Origin of the sequence: Actinoplanes solisilvae, from assembly GCF_003999975.1 — a bacterium.
GTDB lineage: Bacteria > Actinomycetota > Actinomycetes > Mycobacteriales > Micromonosporaceae > Actinoplanes > Actinoplanes solisilvae.
In genome coordinates, this window is sequence record NZ_RJAC01000002.1 from 1 (window position 1) to 16,982 (window position 16,982).

The following is a 16,982-nucleotide window of genomic DNA, read 5'->3' on the forward strand; positions in this document are numbered from 1 at the left end:
CCGAAGACCGGCTTGCGGCTGAAGACCGGGATGACCTCGGTGATGATGCCGAAGAACGGCAGCGCCACGATGTACACCTCGGGATGGCCGAAGAACCAGAAGAGGTGCTGCCACAGCATCGGCCCGCCCGTGTCCACATCGAAGACGTGGGCGCCGAGCACACGGTCGGCGGCGAGGGCGAACAGCGCGGCCGCCAGGAACGGGAAGACCATGATCACCAGAAGGCTGGTGACCAGGATGTTCCAGGTCATGATCGGCATGCGGAACATCGTCATGCCGGGGGCGCGCAGGGTGAGCACAGTGGTGATCAGGTTGACGCCACCGAGGATCGTGCCGAGACCCGAGAGGGCCAGGCCGACGACCCACATGTTGCCGCCGACGCCGGGCGAGTGCAGCCCGTCGCTGAGCGGGGTGTAGGCGAACCAGCCGAAGTCGGCCGCACCACCGGGGGTGAAGAACCCGCTGATGGTGATCGTGCCGCCGAACAGGTACAGCCAGTACGCGAACGCGTTCAGACGCGGGAAGGCCACGTCGGGCGCGCCGATCTGGATCGGCACCACGAAGTTCGCGAACGCGAACACGATCGGCGTCGCGAAGAACAGCAGCATGATCGTGCCGTGCATGGTGAAGAGCTGGTTGTACTGCTCGGGCGAGAGCAGCTGCATGCCCGGGCGCGCCAGCTCGGTGCGCATCAGCAGGGCCATGAGCCCGCCGAGCATGTAGAACACGAAGGCCGTGATCATGTACATGATCCCGATCTGCTTCGCGTCCGTCGTGCGCAGGATTCGGGCGAGTGCCGAACCCTTGACCTGCCGCCGGACCGGATATGGCCGGGTCACGATCGGCTTAGGCGCAACGGTCGTCACGAATAGCCTCCGTCGTCTCGTTCGTCCCGCTCAGTACGCCGGAAGTGAAAGGCGTACCTCGCAGGCAGAATAGTCCCCCGTCGGGCTACCGCGGGCGGGGGGTGTCGAAACAGGTCAGCCCGTGTTTGTGCCGACGCTCAGACGGGTTGGATCAAGGGACGGTAGTGATCCGCGAAGATCCGCAGGCCACGCCTGCGAAGCATGGGGTCACGCAGAGCGGGCGGCACGTCGCGGGTGCGGTCGCGCTCGCGGGTGCGGTCGCGCACCTCGGTGCAGCGAGGGCGGCGGCGAACTTCCCACGCCCGCAGGGCGGCGGGAATGTCGGAAGGCTGTTTGCGCAGCTCTTCGCCGAGCACGACGGCGTCTTCAAACGACATGGCGGCGCCCTGCGCCAAGGTTGGAGCGGTGGCGTGGGCAGCGTCACCCATCAGCACCACGGGACCGCGTGACCAGGAGTCGAGAACGACCTCGTCGGTGCGCGCGACCTGCACTTTCTCGATCGCGGCGAGGATCGCGGGGGCCGGGCCGCCGAACGGGGCGAACAGCTCGCGCACCCGGGCGATGGGATCGTCGGGGTTCGGGGCGTCGGGGGCGGTCTCGTCGGCGTGGAAGTAGAGCTTGCGACCGCCCATCGGCATGGCCACGAGGCTGGAGCGGCGCCCGAGCAGGGCCGTCCAGTCGCTGAGCGGCGGGCCGCCGGTGATCACCGAGCGGTAGACGATCTGGCCGGTGGGCACGGCCGCGCCGCCCAGGCCGGCCTTGGCCCGCACCGTGGAGCGCCGGCCGTCGGCCCCGACGACCAGGTCGTATTCCGCCACGGTGCCGTCGCCGAACTCGACCTTGGCGGTGGCGTCGAAGATCTCGAGGTCGCGGACGACCGTGTCGTAGCGGACCTCGCCGCCGACCCCGGTGAGCAGCACCTGCTGCAGGTCGGCACGGGACAGTGCCCGCGACTCGCCGACCCCGGCCCAGAGACCGGCCACGTCGAGCTCGAACAGCTCGCGGCCGCGGGCGTCGAGGAAGACCTGCCGGAAGATGAGGTCACCGAGCGGGCGCAGCGGCGCGTCGAGGCCGAGCTGGCGCAGGGCGCGCGACGCGTTGCCGGGCAGGTAGATGCCCGCGCCGGGCAGCATGGTGGCGGGAAGTTCCTCGACGACGTCGGGCCGGAAACCGGCGAGCCGCAGGGCCCGCGCGGCGGCCAGCCCGGCGATTCCGGCGCCCACCACCAGGATGCGCAACGTCATCGCAGCCTTGCCTCCCACCCGTCGGACACGCGTCGGAGCCAAGACACTACCCCGAGCCACCGCCGGACGAAACCCGTGATCATCGAGAGACCCGAATTGTTCGCCCGGCTTCCATGCCCTCACTCTCGCACACACGTATGACGAATTACGCGCGTGTATTTTCGCCCCGGCCGGGCAGACAATGGGGTCATGGCGGACCGTCTGACGGAGTACCGGCGTAAGCGGGATGCGGCCCGCACGCCGGAACCCGTACCGGAGAAATCACCGGAGAAGACGGATCAGAACAGGTTCGTCATCCAGCAGCACCACGCACGCAGCCTGCACTGGGACGTGCGCCTGGAACGCGACGGCGTACTGGTCTCGTTCGCCGTCCCGCGCGGACTCCCCCGCGACCAGGGCCGCAACAACCTGGCCAAGCACACTGAGGACCACCCGCTCGAATATCTCGAGTTCTCGGGCGAGATCCCGGCCGGCGAGTACGGCGGGGGCCGCATGACGATCTTCGACAGCGGCACCTACGAGACCGGCAAGTGGCGCGACGACGAGATCGGCGTGACCTTTCACGGCGAGCGCACCACGGGGCGATACGTCTTCTTCCAGACCGGCGGCAACGACTGGATGGTCCGCCGGATGGACCCGCCCGAGCCGGGCTGGGAGCCGATGCCCAAGTTCGTGGCCCCGATGATCTCGACCAAGGCCGCGAAACTGCCGGGGGACGACGCCGAGTGGGGCTACGAGCTCGCCTGGGGCGGCCGGCGCGTCATGACGTACGTCTCGGGTGGCCGCGTGCGTCTGACCGATGACAGCGGCGAGGACGTGACGAAGTGGTATCCCGAGGTGCGCGGCCTCGGCCCGGCCCTGGCCCCGACCGAGGCGGTCCTCGATGGCGAGATCGTCGCCTTCGACGGCCCGGCGCCGATCGCGACCCTTCTCGATCGGCGCAAGCAGCCGAAGGACGCCGCCGCGGCCAAGCGGGCGTCGGAGCGGACTCCCGTGCACTTCCTGGCGTACGACCTGTTGTGGCTGGAGGGGCACAGCACGGTCGAGGCACTGCGCTACGCCGAGCGGCGCGAGCTTCTGGAGGGTTTGGCGGTGGCCGGAGACCACTGGCAGACCCCGCCCTATTTCCCCGGCGGCGGCGAGTTCGCCCTGGAGACCGCCCATGCCCAGGGCCTGACGGGCGTGGTGGCCAAACGGCTCGACTCGCCCTATCTGCCGGGCCGCCGGAGCCGCCTATGGCTGAATATCTCGCGGTAACGGGAAATCCGGACGTTGCGTCCGTGCCCCCGCCGCCGTGGAACGGTCTTCTGATTAGATGCACGCCGACTGTCCCAGCACACCGAACCGATGGCACCCATGACCGAGATGTCCGCCGAACTCTGGAACTCCGCCGCCCGCGTCCTCGAGAGCAACTGGGCGGGCGACCACATGGTCCCGTCCCACCGTCTCTACCCCCATCAGTGGAGCTGGGACACCGCCTTCATCGCGATCGGGCTGGCCTACGTCAACCCCGCCCGCGCCTGGCGTGACCTGCGCAGCCTCTTCGAGGCGCAGTGGCCGGACGGCCGGGTGCCGCACATCGTCTTCGACCCCGCCCTCGCCGAGACCGATTACTTCCCGGGGCCCGCTTTCTGGGGCGTTCCCGCGTACGGCACCAGGCCCGTCCACGGAAGCAGTGGGATCGTCCACCCTCCGCTGCACGCCGTCGCCGTGTGGAAGGTCTATCGGCGCGCTCTCACGCACGGGGCGTCGGGCATCCACCAGGCCCGTACCGAACTCGAATGGCTCTATCCCCGCCTGGTCGCCCAGCAGCAGTACCTGAGCACCCGCCGCGACCTGGGCGGCGCCGGGCTGGCGAGCATCGTGCACCCGTGGGAGTCGGGGCTCGACAACAGCCCGGCCTGGGACGCCGCGATGGCCAACGTGCCGGCCGACATGTCGCTGCTCACCACGCACCGCCGGCACGACCTCGACGTCGTCGAGGCAGCGCACCGCCCGACCGATCACGACTATGCCCGGTACGTCGGCCTGGTCCTCAGCTATCAGGCCGCCGGCTATTCCGACACCGGCCTGCTCGACCGTCATGCGTTCGCCGTCGAGTGCCCCTCGTTCAACGCCATTTACGGTACGGCGGAGCTGGCCCTGGCCCAGATAGCCGGGGTGCTCGGGCACACCACCGAGGCGACCGCCCACCGCGAGCGCGCCCAGCACATCACCGCCGCGATCGTCAGCCGCCTGTGGAACCCGCGGACCGGCATGTTCCACGCGCGCGACGTTCGCACCGGCACGCTCAGCCCGGCCCGGTGCGTGAGCGGGTTCCAGCCGCTTTTACTGCCCGACCTGCCGGCCGAGCAGGTCACGGGGGTCCTCGCCGAGATGCGCTCCGAGCGTTTCGGGCTGCCGTCGCCGAGCTATGACCGTACGGCGCCCGACTTTGACACTCTGCGCTACTGGCGCGGCCCTGTCTGGATCAACATGAACTGGCTGCTGCGTCGGGGCCTGTTGGTGCACGGCCGTCGCGCCGAGGCCCAGGAACTGCGCAAAGCAATGGTGCGTCTGGTGCACGACAACGGTCACTACGAATACTTCGACCCCGACACGGGCAAGGGCCTGGGCGCGCCCACCTTCAGCTGGACCGCCGCCCTGGCCCTCGACCTGCTGGCCGACCGTTCCGTCCCGGCCTATGCCCGCGCCACCTGAAACGCCTAGAAAACGACGACCGAGCGCAGCACCCCACCGGTGTGCATCTTCCCGAAGGCCTCCTCGACCTGGCCCAGCCCGATCTCCTCGGTGACGAACGCGTCGAGGTCGAGCCGGCCCTGCAGATAGAGCTCGGTGAGCATCGGGAAATCGCGGCTCGGGAGGCAGTCGCCGTACCAGCTCGACTTGAGGGCGCCACCACGACCGAAGATCTCCAGCAGGGGCAGCTCGATCTTCATGTCCGGGGTGGGCACGCCGACCAGCACCACCGTTCCGGCCAGGTCGCGGGCATAGAACGCCTGCTCGTAGGTCTCGGGCCGGCCGACCGCCTCGATGACCACGTCGGCGCCGAATCCGCCGGTCAGCTCCTTCACGGCGGCGACGACGTCGGTCCCGCGGGCGTTGACCGTGTGGGTCGCCCCGAAACCGCGCGCCCACTCGAGTTTCTGGTCGTCGGTGTCGATCGCGATGATCGTGGTGGCGCCGGCCAGCGCCGCTCCGGCCACCGCGCCGTCGCCCACTCCGCCGCAGCCGATCACCGCGACCGAGTCGCCCCGGGTCACGCCGCCGGTGTTGATCGCGGCGCCGATGCCGGCCATCACGCCGCAGCCGAGCAGCCCGACCGCGGCGGCCCGGGCCCGGGGGTCCACCTTTGTGCACTGTCCCGCATGGACGAGCGTCTTCTCGACGAAGGCGCCGATGCCGAGCGCGGGCGACAGCTCGGTGCCGTCCTCGAGCGTCATCTTCTGGGTGGCGTTGTGGGTGTTGAAGCAGTACCACGGCTTGCCCTTGTTGCAGGCCCGGCAGTTGCCGCAGACGGCGCGCCAGTTCAGCACGACGAAGTCGCCGGGCTCGACCCCGGTGACGCCCGCGCCGACCGACTCGACCACGCCGGCCGCCTCGTGCCCGAGCAGGAACGGGAAGTCGTCGTTGATGCCGCCCTCGCGGTAGTGCAGGTCGGTGTGGCACACCCCGCACGCCTGGATCGCGACGACGGCCTCGCCGGGGCCCGGATCAGGAACGACGATGGTGGTGAGCTCGACGGGGGCACCCTTGCTGCGGGCGATGACGCCCTGCACTCGCTGACTCATCAACACAGCGTAGGGCCGCGCGGTGTCGGCGTCAGCGGTCGGCCGGAACGCGGACCTCGAGCGGCTCTTCGAGCAGGGTGTCGGCCAGCTTCGCGAGCTGGCGCACCTGGGCCGGGGAGAGCCGGTCGAAGACGAGTTGCTGCACCGCCTCGACGTGGCCGGGCGCCGATTCCCTGATCTTCTCGAACCCCGCGTCGGTGAGCACGGCGATCTGCACGCGGCCGTCCTCGGGGTCGCGTTCGCGGTACACCCAGCCGTGCCCCTCGAGCCGGGCGACGACGTGGGACAGACGGGAGAGCGAGGCGGTCACGGCCTTGGCGAGCTTGCTCATCGAGAGCCGCCGGTCGGGCTGCTCGGAGAGCCGGACGAGCACGATGTAACCCATGTGCGTCAGGCCGGCGTCGCGTTGGAGCTGGGCCTCGAGCGCCGCGGGCACCTTGATCAGCACCTCGATGAACCGCCGCCACGCGTGCTGCTGTTCGTCGGTCAACCACCGTGGCACAGCCAGGTCAGCGGGCTCTGTCATGAAGGAAGGTTAGTGGCGGTTCGCCGTCAGGTCACGATCCGGGTCCAGGTTGCCCCGGACGGGTACTCAATCGATCGACGAGTGACGTTGTCCCTAGTACGCTGCGCTGGAACTTCCATCCGGGGCCGTCCAATAGCGGCATGGCGCCGGCACCGATTCGGCTGGGGGGCCACGTCCGGTGCCGGCGTCGTGCTCAAAGACGCGTCGTACTCAAGAATCAGGCGGGCGGCTCGTCCTTGCCGGCCTCCTCGGCCGCGTCGGCCTCCTTCTTCGTCTTGTGCACCGCGCCGTCGGCGTGCTCCGGCGGGCCGTAGACGGTGTAGAGGACCAGCGGGTTGGGCCCCGAGTTGACGAAGTTGTGCTTGTGCCCGGCCGGGACCACGACCAGGTCACCCTGGGCCACGTTGCGGGTCTGCCCCGACACGACGGCCTTGCCCGTGCCGCTGACGAAGGTGAGGATCTGGTCCACCTCGTGGACCTCCTCACCGATCTCCCCGTCCGGCGGGATCGTCATGATGACGAGCTGGGTGTGCTTCCCGGTCCAGAGCACGCGGCGGAAATCCGGGCTCTTCTCGGCGACAGTGGCGATCGTGAAGTGCTCCATGCCAGCCGTATACCCCGGTTACGACGTACGCAACCGGCCTTCGACGACCGGCGCCGGGCGCCCGATCAGGTAGCCCTGCACATAGTCGACGCCCAGCTCGCGCAGCAGCCGCAGGGTCGGCTCGTCCTGCACGAATTCGGCCACGGTGTGGATCCCGTACGCCTGGCACACCTGCACCAGCGCACGTACCAGCACCTGGTCCTGGGGGTTGTCGACCAGGTCGACGACGTACTCCCCGTCGATCTTGACGAGGTCGATCGGGAAGATCCGCAGGTAGCGGAACGACGCGTAGCCGGAGCCGAAGTCGTCGAGGGCCAGTTCGCAGCCGAGGTCGCGGACCCGGTCGGCGAACCGGCGGGCCTCGCTCAGGTTCCCGATCAGCGCGGTCTCGGTGATCTCGAAGGTGAGCTGCTGAGGCTTCACCCCGTAATGGTCGATGAGCCGGACGACCTCGTCGGTGAGCCGAGGGTCGCCGACCGAGCGGCCGGACAGGTTGATCTGGAAGCAGGTGCCAGGCCGGTCGGCGGCGAGCTGCATGGCCCGCTCGACCACCCACAGGTCGATGTCGAAGACCGCGTCGAGACGCTCGGCGATGTCGAGCACCTGGATCGGCGACTGCGGCCCGTCGGCCTCGTCGAGCACCCGCAGCAGGAGCTCGTGCCGGGTGATCTCGTTGGTCTGCAGCTCGAGGATCGGCTGGGCGTAGAGCGTGAACCGGTCGGTGTCGAGCGCGTCGGCGACCCGGCTGCGATAGGAGCCCTGCCGGTCGCGGGCCGGCACCGGGTGGGCGATCACGGTCACCGGCGCGCCGCTCTCGCGCGACTGCCGCCAGGCGTGCTCGGCATCGATCAGCAGCTCGTGACTGCCGGCGTCGCCGTCCGGGGTGAACCGTACGAGGCCGCCCCACACGTGCGCGCGCAACCAGGTGTCGGGCAGCACGAAGGTCTGCGAGCGCAACGCCTCGACCAACAGCTCGGACTCGCGGCGGGCCATCGGCCAGGAGGTGCCGGGCAGCAGCACGGCGATCTCGCTGGGCCCGACCCGGCCGAGCAGCGCGCCCTGCTGCATGACCCCTTCGAGCACGCGGGCCGCCCGGTGCAGCAGGTCGGCGTTGCGGTCGGGCCGCACGCCCTCGCCGTCCACGCCGGACTGCTCGGGCTGCACCCGCACAACCAGCACCGCCCCGCCGCCGCGGCGCTGCTCCCGGTCTATCTCGTCGGCGAAGCGCGGGCGGGTGAGCAGGCCGGTCGCCGGGTCGGGCTCGACGATCGTGGCCTGCACGGTCTCGCCGCGCCGCACCAGCCGGTCGGACTCGCGGCGGGCGCGCTCGCGATCGGACACATCGGTCACCGCGCCGCGGATGCCTCGAACCGTACCGTCGGGGCTCTTGACCGGGTCGAGGCGAACGTCCACGTCGAACCAGCCGCCGTCGGCGCGCATGAGCCGGATCGTCATGCGTACCTGGGCGCGGCTGGTCCACGACTTGGTGATGGCCGAGAGCGCCTCGGCGTGGTCGTCGCGGTGCACGTAGCGGGCGAGGACCTTGCGGCTCACCTCGTCGCGGGCGGGCGGGGCGCCGAGCATCTCGCGCAGGGCGGCCGACCAGACGATCCGGTCGCCGGTGGCCGTGTAGGAGAACCAGGCGTCGCGGTCGTCGACGGGGGCACGCTGCCCGGGCAGGCGCGGCAGAGGGCCGCGCTGATGCTCCTCGGGTGCAGCCATGCGCCCGCCACCTCCCCCCAGAGTGTCCCCACGCCCCTGGACTATTACGACCCGTCACGGGGTCGAGATAACAGTGGACGTCCGCCCCAATGTTTCGGCCGGCCGTGCCCCAGAGCGTGGAGCAGCGAGTGCTCCTCTGATCAGACTAGGGAATTACCTGATCGGTTGACCACCGCGCTGCGTAGTTCCTCCCCGGAAATAGCGTCTTTTCCATGACGGACAGTCACTACCCGTACTGATAGTGAAACCTTCCGCGATTTGTACCCAGCCGGACAGTGCCCCATGCACACCGGGCCGCGCTGTGCTTCCGGATCAGTAACGGCTGGATATGGTGACGATTGGAACAGCGAGCTAGCGAGGATGAGGCATGGGGATCATTCGGGACATGCAGCGCGTGCACGCCACCCAGGCGGCCGCGGGCCAGCGGGCCAACACGGCCGCCGCGCAGCAGCGCGACCTGATCCGGCGCAACGCGGATCTGGCGATCGCCGCCGCTCAGCAGGCCGCGAACGACGCCGACCGGCGACGCGAGCACCAGCGGCTCTACGTCGAGGCCAAGACGGCCGGCGCGGCCGCGTCCAACGCCGAGATCCGCGCGCGGCTGAGCGACCTCGACACGCTGCTGCACTCGTCGCTCGACGTCGACGACCACATCGACCTCCAGCTCTTCAAGAAGCCGGTCGAGGCGCCCTCGTTCGACCCGGGACCGCTGGGCCGGCCGACGCCCGAGCCCCGGTGGGAAAGCTACGTGCCGCCGCAGCCGCGCGGTGTGGGCAAGATCCTCGGCGGCGACCGCCTGCGGCAGCAGCAGGCGGCGGGCGCTCAGCGGGCGTTCGACGACGCGCGGTCGCGATGGGCCGAGGCCGAACAGCGCCGCAAGCACCAGCTCGTGGTGCGCCAACGGGCCTACGACGAGAGCCTTCGCAAATATGAGGAGCGGATCGCCGCCTACAACGCCGAGGTGGACCGTTTCGCCGCCGCGGTGGCCGGCGCCGACCCGGCCGCGGTCGTCGAGTATTTCGCGATGGTGCTCGGCAACTCCGTCTACCCCGACGACTTCCCGCAGCACTTCCGTCTGGCCTACCTGCCGAAGCAACGCCACCTGCTGGTCGAGTACCACCTGCCCCCGATCGAGGTGGTGCCGCACGTCAAGGAGTACCGCTACGACCGGTTCCGTGACGACCTGACGGCGACCCCGCGCGACGAGGGCGAACTCCGCAGCCGCTACGTCGAGGTGATCGCGCGGGTGACCCTGCGGACCATCCACGAGATCGTCGAGGCCGACCGCGGCGGCCTGGTCCAGCAGATCTCGTTCAACGGCATCGTCGACACGATCGACCGTCGCACCGGCCGTTTCGTGCGTCCCTGCCTGGTGTCGATCCAGACCACGCGCGACACGTTCGCCGCGATCAAGCTGCGCCGGGTCGACCCGGTCGCCTGCGTGAAGCACCTGGAGGGCGCGATCTCGGTGGCGCCCGACGAGCTCACCGCGGTCCCCGAGAAGATCGACTTCGAGCGCGACGCCGACCGGGACTTCACCGAGGAGTTCAACGTGCTCGCCGAGATCGACGAGCGGCCCAACCTGCTCTCGCTGACCGACGCGGCGTGGGAGCAGCAGCTGGCCGACCTCTTCGGCATCATGGGCCTCGAGATGGGCGCGGCCACCCGCGGCGACCTCGGCACCCGCTGGCAGGCCACCGACCCGCGGCCGATCTTCGGCGGCCCGGTCGTGATCTTCGCGGTGCGGGGCGGGTCGTCCGGCTCGGCGGCGGTGCACGCGCTCGCCGGCGCGGTGTCGGCGGCCGGGGCGACCAAGGGCATCCTGGTCTCGCTCGGCGGCATCGACTCCGAGGCGTACGACGCGGTGGCCGGCCGCCCACTCGAACTGATCGACGGCCCGGCCCTGGTCACGCTGCTCTCGAACTACTGCCGCGTGAAGGCCCGCATCGAGCGCACCGGTTAGAAGATCTCGCGGATCAGGCCGACCAGCACGTCGCGGTCGGCCGGATCGCCGGGCTGATATTCGGTGATGCCCAGCCCGGCCAGGGGGAAGCGGTCGGTGAGAGCACGGACCGCGGCGGCGAGCCGGTCCGGGCGTACGCCGTCGGGCTCGGGAAAGCCCAGCGAGCTGAACCAGGCCGGGTCGAGGACGTCCAGGTCGATGTGGACATAGACCGCCCGGGCGCCCGCCGCCGCGACCACCGACGGCAGCGAGTCGAGGTCGGCCACCTCGACGGCGTTGTCCGAGATGTATTCCTTCTCGGCCGCGTCCAGGGCCCGTACGCCCGAAAGCACCACCTGGGCCGGCCGAAGCGTGCGGCGCGGCGCCAGCTCGGGCGGCCCCTCGCCGAGCAGGGTGCGCAACACCATGCCGTGGAAGGCGCCGGACGGGGACGACTCGGGCGTGTTGAGGTCGCCGTGGGCGTCGAGCCAGACCACGACCAGCCCGTCGCCGTGCCGTTCGAGCGCGGCCTCGATCGGCGCCAGCTCGACGCCGCAGTCGCCACCGACGGTCACCGTCGACGGATCGGTCATCGCCGAGCGGATCGCCGCGAGGTTGCCGGCCAGCGTCTCGATCGAGGGCGGCCCGTCGGCTATCGGCACCCGCACCCGGCGGTCGGCCGGGACCAGCGAGGCCAGCGCGGCCGCACCCTCGATCAGCCGGCGGGCGTCGGGCGAGCCGGAGCCCTGCCACTGCCCGATCTCGAGCACGGTGCGTCGCGGCGGCGGGACGATGCCCAGCTCGCCGATGCGCTGCCAGACCGGGTGCATGGCCGCCTCGGGCTCGCGGGCGTAGATGCTGCCCCGGATGCGCACGAACACGCAGTTGCCGACCCGTTCCAGCACCGCCTGGCGGCGCATGTCGCTCTCCCACTGCTCGGGCCCGTGATAGGCGTCGCCGTCACACTCGATGGCGAGGCGCCGGCCGTCGGGGGCGTTGAGCACGAAGTCGATGCGGTAGGCGCCGATCCGGAACTGCGGGATCGGCCGGAACCCGCGGTCCAGCAGCCGCTGCAGGACGTCGCGCTCGAAGTCGCTCTCGCAGCGCCCGGCCAGGTCGGCGGCCTCTTCGGCCGGGGTGAGGTTCAGGGCGTACGTCAACAGGAGCGCCCGAGCGTCGTCGGCCAGCAGCGATCCCGGCCGCACCGAGTGGAAGATCCAGAGCTGGTCGCGGGCCCGCGAGGCGGCGACGTTGATCCGCCGGTGGTACTCGCGCTTGGTGAACGCCGCGACCCGCGGGTCGTTGTCGGAGACCACCATCGTCACCAGCACGATGTCGCGCTCGTCGCCCTGGAACGTGTAGGCGTCACCGACCCGCAGGCGACGGGCCTGGATCTCGTCCTCGCCGATCGTCTCGCGCAGCCGGTGCAGCAGGTAGCCGGCCTGGCCGCTGGTGCTCAGCAGCGAGATGACGCCGAGGGTGCGGCCGTCGTAGCGCGGGTCGCGCACGATCTCGGCGACCTGGCCGACCAGCGCCTCGGCCTCGGCCCGGTTGACGTCGCCGAAGCCGGAGAGCGGTTGCCGCACGCCGTCGGGCAGGAACACCGTCCGGATCGGGGTCAGCGCCGGCCGGTCGGCCCGCAACGGCATGATCTTGCCGTCGTAGTAGTGCCGGGACGAGAACTCGATGATCTGCGGGACGCAGCGGAAGTGCTCGGTGAGCAGGATACGCTCGGGCGAGCGGCGTACCGCGTGGTCGTAGAGCGAGGATTCCGGGTCGAAGTGCTCGGCCGACGGCACGTCGCCCAGGTGACTGTGGATCAGGCCGGCGACCGAGCCGACGAAGCCGAGCTGCGGACCGATCTGCTGGTCGTCGCCGACCACCACGGCCCGCTCGGCCAGCGACAGCACGGGCAGCGCGAACAGGTCGGCCTGCGACGCCTCGTCCACGATCACCACGTCGAAGCGGGCGCCGCCGGCGAACTGCTCGATCGCCCGGTCGACCGACATGACCCAGACCGGCACCGCCTCGACAGCCGACTCCATCGCACGCTGCGCATGCGCCTGCCAGGCGGCCGCCGTACGCCCCGTGCCTTTGCCGATCTTGCGGAGCGCGGTGGTCCAGTCGGCCAGTGCGGCCCGCCGCCGATCGTCGAGGCCGCGGGACACCTCGAGCCACGCGGACGCGACCACCAGCTCGGCCGTGCGCCGCCGGATCTTGTCGCGGGCCGCCTCGACCCGTTTGACCAGCACCGCCGGGTCGACGCTGCCGATCACGTCGTCGAACCACGTCTGCGCCCGCCGCCACTGCCACGCCTCGACGCAGGCCCGGCCCGAGACCGGCGGCACCAGGCCGGCCTCGATCAGCGCGGCCCACTCGGGGGCGTCGGCGGCGACGCGGTCACGCAGGCTGACATATTGCTCGGCGGCGGGACGCAGGCCGGTCAGGCAGCGGACCTCGGCGATCGCGTCGTCCCAGCCGGCCAGCGTCGCCCAGGCCGCGGCGAGGGCGGGCCACTCGGCCAGACGCGCGGTGACGCGGCGCTCGTCCTCGAGCTTGCGATCGAATGCATAGACCGCGGGCGCCGCGTCGAGCAGCGACGCCACCCCGGCCAGGCTTGCGGGGTCGAGGTCGAGGTCGTGTTGCGGTACGAGGGTGGACAGCCGCTCGGCCAGCGCGGGCCAGTGCCGCACATCCCAGTCGAGGGATTGTCCGGCGTCGGCCAGCAGCGCGCCGGCCCAGATCTCGGGGTCGCCGTCGGCCGGGGCGGGGATGTCGAGGCGCTGCCGCCACTCCGACCAGTGACCGCCGAGCCTGCGGCGGGCCTGGGCGCGCCGCACCCACGCGGCGGCGACGTCGACGTCTTCGGTGGTGCGCAGCGGTTCGTCGTCGACCCGCACGTCCTCGGCCAGGCGGAACAGCGCGGCCTGCAACAGCCGGCTCAGCCCGCGGCCGCCCGCGAACCGCTGCCGCATCTCGGCGAGCTGCGCCAGCAGGCGTTTCGGCTCCCCGGCGTACGCCTCGGGGACGCTCACGCGGTGGCCGGCGAGCGTGCGGGTGAGCGCGGCCAGCTCGGTCAGCAGCGCCTCGGTGGCCGCCACATGATCGACCCAGACCGTGCGCCAGTGGGGGTCGGTGAGCAGACGGCCGAGCCGATCGGTCCATGTGCCCTCGCGGCGGCGCAACCAGGTCAGCGCGTCGTGCAGATCGTCGCGGACGGCGGCCACGTTCGCACCCCGTACGGCGGGGAGGTCGAGGCCCTCGGCGGCCAGCCCGGCCACCCGGTAGGCCAGGGCGTCGCGCTCGGCCCTCGCCACGGTCGCCTCGGCCGCGCTCGGCAGATCGCCGGTTTCCGGCCAGGACCTCAGGGCGGCATCGCGGTCGGCTGCCGGCAATGACGAGGCGAGCTCGAGCAGCCGGGCGAACTCGGCCGATTCCAGCGGCGGCGGGCCCGACACCGGGTCGGGGATGCCACCCTGGGCGGCCGCTCGCTCACGCAACCACGAGCCCACCTCGATCGGGGTCAGCGGGGCGCCGTCGATCACATAGGTGACCGCCTCGTTCTCGGCCGTCGCCCGCAGGCCGCGCAGTGCGACGGCCAGTTCACGCTCGGCCTCTTCGAGCAGGTGGGTGAGGCGGTCGACGCGGCGGGCCTCGGCCACCTTGTCGAGCGTGGCGGCGCGGTCGGAGAGTTCGCGCGCGGCCAGCTGCAACTGCACGAGTTGGTCGGTGGTGCGGCCGAGCACAGCCAGGCAGAGCGACCGGATCTCTTCCGGCAGGCCGTCGCGGAGCACCCGCAGCGGATCTTCCTTCTGGGCGACGACGAGCACCCGCTTGCCGTTGGCCATGAGGTGGCAGATCAGGTTGCGGATGGTGTGGGTCTTGCCGGTGCCGGGCGGGCCCTGAACGGCCACGTTGCGGTGCAGGGCGAGGCGGCGCGCGATCGATTCCTGCGCCTCGTTGGTCGGCAGCGGCATGAGCAGGCGTTCGCCGACCCGCTGCCAGCGGTCCGCGTCGTCGCCGGGCATGACCAGCCGGCTGGGTTCGTGGGCGACGATCGCGGCCAGGGCGCCGGTGGCGGTGGTGTCGCCGGTCAGCAGGCGGTCGCGCAGGTTTTCGAGAAAGCCGCGCAGGAGTCGCTGCCGGGGCCGGGCGAAGAGCACGCCGACGTCCTTGACGTGCGGCCGGGACGTGTCCTCACTGGTGATGAGCCGGTCGTAGCCGAGGCGCCCGAGCGCCCGCTCGAACAGCTCGCGACGATCGAGGTCGTTCCACAGGTCGACCTCGATCGTGCCGGCCGGGCCGGCGAGGGCGACGAGCTGACTGAGATAACGGTCGTCGAGGCCGTTCAGCGCGTCGGTCTGGAGCCGGGAGGGACCGGCCGGCGAGACGGTGACCAGGGAACGGTCAGGCTCGTATTCGATCAGGACCGGCGTGGCCACGAGCGGGTAGCGCACGCGATCGCCGTTGACCGTGGTCTCGAGCAGGCCGTGGCCCCAGACCAGCTCGGTGGTGGCGGCGGCCATGTCGATCTGGTGCATGAGGTCGAAGAGCCGGCGGTGCAGCTCGCGGGTCTTCTCGGCCTCGGCGGTGGCCCGCGCCCAGGGCCGCCACACCTGTTCGCGCCAGGCGACGAACTCGTCGTCGGCGGTGGACGGGTCGTCCTCGGGCTCGGCGGTGGCGGTGATGTCGGCCCGCAGGCGGCGGCGCAGGGCCGCGGGCACCGGCACCGGCGGCGGCAGCTCGGGCAGGCCGACGCGCAGCCAGGACGTGCTGTCACCGACCGGACCCAGCTCGCAGGCCGGATGGTCGGGCAGGGCATCGGTGCCGAGCGCGTCGACGGGCACCGTGCGGGCGGGACGCTCGAGTTGGGCCCGCACGGCGAGCAGGTAGTCGGCGACTGACACGGCCCGGTCGCGGATCGTGGTGGGCGACTCCGGCTGGTCGGGCATCTTCCGAAGTTTAGGGGGCCTGGTCTCGTCGCAACGGGCCTGTGGATATCAGACCTCTTCGGGGTCGCGGCCCACGGCGGAGCGGCCTCCGTCCACCGGGAGGATCGCGCCGTTGACAAAAGAGGAGCTGTCGGAGAGCAGGAAGGCGGCGGCCTCGGCGACCTCGCCGGTGCGGCCCAGGCGACCCAGCGGCTGCAACAGGCTGATCTCACGCTCGAAGCCGTCACGCGCCGCGGGATCGAGGGCGGCCAGGTGGGCGTCCGACCGATCGGTGGCGATCGAGCCGAGGGCCAGGGCATTGACCCGTACGCCGTGACGCCCGTAATCGACGGCGAGAGCGCGGGTCAGTCCCTCGACCGCGGCCTTCGCGGTCGCATAGGCGAAGGCGCCCCGGACCGGCCGTTGTGCCTGGTGGGAGGAGATGTTGACGATCGACCCCGGGACGCCGGCGGTGAGGAAGACGTTGATCGCGGCCCGGCATCCGGCCACTACCGAGTCGACATTCCTCGCGATTCGGGCGCTCGCCTCGGCGGCGGGCAGTTCATGCAGCCAGCCGTCGGGGAAGAAGGCGGCGTTGTTCACCCAGCCGCGCAGGTCACCGGCCGACTCGACGGCGCGCGCGACGACACGCTCGTCGGAGGCGTCGCCGATGACGGGCACCAGGCGGCAGTCCGAGATCCATTCATCGGCCCAGTCGAGCGCCCGCGGGTCGAACTCGACCACGACGACCGAACCGGCCTGGTCGGCCAGCAGCCGCTCCACGATCGCACGGCCGACCCCGCGCCCGCCGCCGGTCACCACCACGGAACGTCTCATGAACCGGTCATACCGCGCCGGGCCGGGGTTCGCAGCGGTTCACCGGCCGAGGGCGTGCCAGATCTCGACGACGTTCCGGAACATCTGGTCGTCCGGCAGGCTGTCGAGGTCGGCCAGCACGTCGTCCGGCGCGTCGAGGTTCTCGGCACTGTGGCGCAGCTTCGCGCGGTCGCCGGGAAACGCGGACAGGCCGATGTAGCGGCCGAACCGGCTGAGATCACGGTCCTCGAACTCCTCTAGGACGCCGCTCACTTCGGGCTGGTCCTCACCCGACGGCTCAGCCTCGCGAAACTCCTCGACGCGGCCCCCGGTCACACCCTGAACGATGCCGCGCACCTCATCGGCCATCTGGTCGTCGATGCGCGCTGCGTGCTTATTGCTGCCTCGGTCCATGTTCGCGGGATTCCCAGCCGCTCCCCTGGCAAACCGCGTTCCCACTGTCACGCACGCCACCAAAACAGCCCGACGCGCACCTCCCCACAAGCCCTCACCCCCACCGAACAGCACGACGCGCACCTC

At 71.0% G+C, this 16,982-nt stretch carries 12 protein-coding genes; 3 read left to right on the top strand and 9 right to left on the bottom strand.

What is annotated here, in order from left to right; genetic code table 11:
• Together EER30_RS06790 and EER30_RS06795 are read right to left on the bottom strand one after the other, a co-directional pair.
• Positions 1 to 866 (bottom strand): cbb3-type cytochrome c oxidase subunit I (locus EER30_RS06790; protein ID WP_205650130.1); only part of this gene is annotated, 866 nt, incomplete at its 3' end.
• Positions 867 to 1,003: 137 nt separating this feature from the next.
• On the bottom strand, positions 1,004 to 2,110 hold the full coding sequence (locus EER30_RS06795) for an FAD-dependent monooxygenase (protein ID WP_127499477.1): 1,107 nt from the start codon (positions 2,108 to 2,110) through the stop codon (positions 1,004 to 1,006).
• Positions 2,111 to 2,299: 189 nt separating this feature from the next.
• On the opposite strand from EER30_RS06795, the gene EER30_RS06800 reads away from it, so the two are divergent.
• Together EER30_RS06800 and EER30_RS06805 are read left to right on the top strand one after the other, a co-directional pair.
• Entirely contained in the window at positions 2,300 to 3,367 is a 1,068-nt protein-coding gene (locus EER30_RS06800) for a DNA polymerase ligase N-terminal domain-containing protein (RefSeq protein ID WP_127499479.1), read from the top strand.
• A gap of 99 nt (positions 3,368 to 3,466) precedes the next feature.
• A complete protein-coding gene (locus tag EER30_RS06805; protein WP_240669867.1) occupies positions 3,467 to 4,810 on the top strand; it encodes an amylo-alpha-1,6-glucosidase in 1,344 nt (447 codons plus the stop codon).
• A 5-nt stretch (positions 4,811 to 4,815) separates the two neighbouring features.
• Here the strand turns inward: EER30_RS06805 and EER30_RS06810 are convergent, their stop codons facing one another.
• The 4 genes from EER30_RS06810 to EER30_RS06825 all read right to left on the bottom strand — a co-directional run bounded on the left by EER30_RS06810 (position 4,816) and on the right by EER30_RS06825 (position 8,753).
• Positions 4,816 to 5,901, bottom strand: a complete 1,086-nt coding sequence (locus EER30_RS06810) for an S-(hydroxymethyl)mycothiol dehydrogenase (RefSeq protein ID WP_127499481.1) — start codon at positions 5,899 to 5,901, stop codon at positions 4,816 to 4,818.
• Between the two features lie 31 nt (positions 5,902 to 5,932).
• Positions 5,933 to 6,427, bottom strand: a complete 495-nt coding sequence (locus EER30_RS06815; RefSeq protein ID WP_127499482.1) for a MarR family winged helix-turn-helix transcriptional regulator — start codon at positions 6,425 to 6,427, stop codon at positions 5,933 to 5,935.
• A gap of 217 nt (positions 6,428 to 6,644) precedes the next feature.
• Entirely contained in the window at positions 6,645 to 7,031 is a 387-nt protein-coding gene (locus EER30_RS06820; protein ID WP_127499484.1) for a cupin domain-containing protein, read from the bottom strand.
• An 18-nt stretch (positions 7,032 to 7,049) separates the two neighbouring features.
• Positions 7,050 to 8,753 carry an EAL domain-containing protein gene (locus EER30_RS06825; RefSeq protein ID WP_127499486.1) on the bottom strand — a complete coding sequence of 568 codons (1,704 nt, stop codon included), beginning with the start codon at positions 8,751 to 8,753 and terminating at the stop codon, positions 7,050 to 7,052.
• A gap of 367 nt (positions 8,754 to 9,120) precedes the next feature.
• Here EER30_RS06825 and EER30_RS06830 point away from each other — a divergent pair, with 367 nt between their 5' ends.
• Positions 9,121 to 10,716: a restriction endonuclease gene (locus tag EER30_RS06830; RefSeq protein WP_127499488.1), complete on the top strand. Its 1,596-nt coding sequence runs from the start codon at positions 9,121 to 9,123 to the stop codon at positions 10,714 to 10,716.
• On the opposite strand, the gene EER30_RS06835 is transcribed toward EER30_RS06830, so the two are convergent.
• Genes EER30_RS06835 through EER30_RS06845 form a run of 3 tightly spaced genes read right to left on the bottom strand, consistent with a single transcriptional unit; the run spans position 10,713 to position 16,811 of the window.
• On the bottom strand, positions 10,713 to 15,647 hold the full coding sequence (locus EER30_RS06835) for an arginase family protein (protein ID WP_127499490.1): 4,935 nt from the start codon (positions 15,645 to 15,647) through the stop codon (positions 10,713 to 10,715). The two genes, EER30_RS06830 and EER30_RS06835, sit on opposite strands and share 4 nt — an antisense overlap.
• Positions 15,648 to 15,695: 48 nt before the next feature.
• Positions 15,696 to 16,463 carry an SDR family NAD(P)-dependent oxidoreductase gene (locus EER30_RS06840; RefSeq protein ID WP_127499492.1) on the bottom strand — a complete coding sequence of 256 codons (768 nt, stop codon included), beginning with the start codon at positions 16,461 to 16,463 and terminating at the stop codon, positions 15,696 to 15,698.
• 39 nt (positions 16,464 to 16,502) lie between these two features.
• Positions 16,503 to 16,811, bottom strand: a complete 309-nt coding sequence (locus EER30_RS06845) for a DUF2795 domain-containing protein (RefSeq protein ID WP_240669868.1) — start codon at positions 16,809 to 16,811, stop codon at positions 16,503 to 16,505.
• Positions 16,812 to 16,982 lie beyond the last annotated feature (171 nt).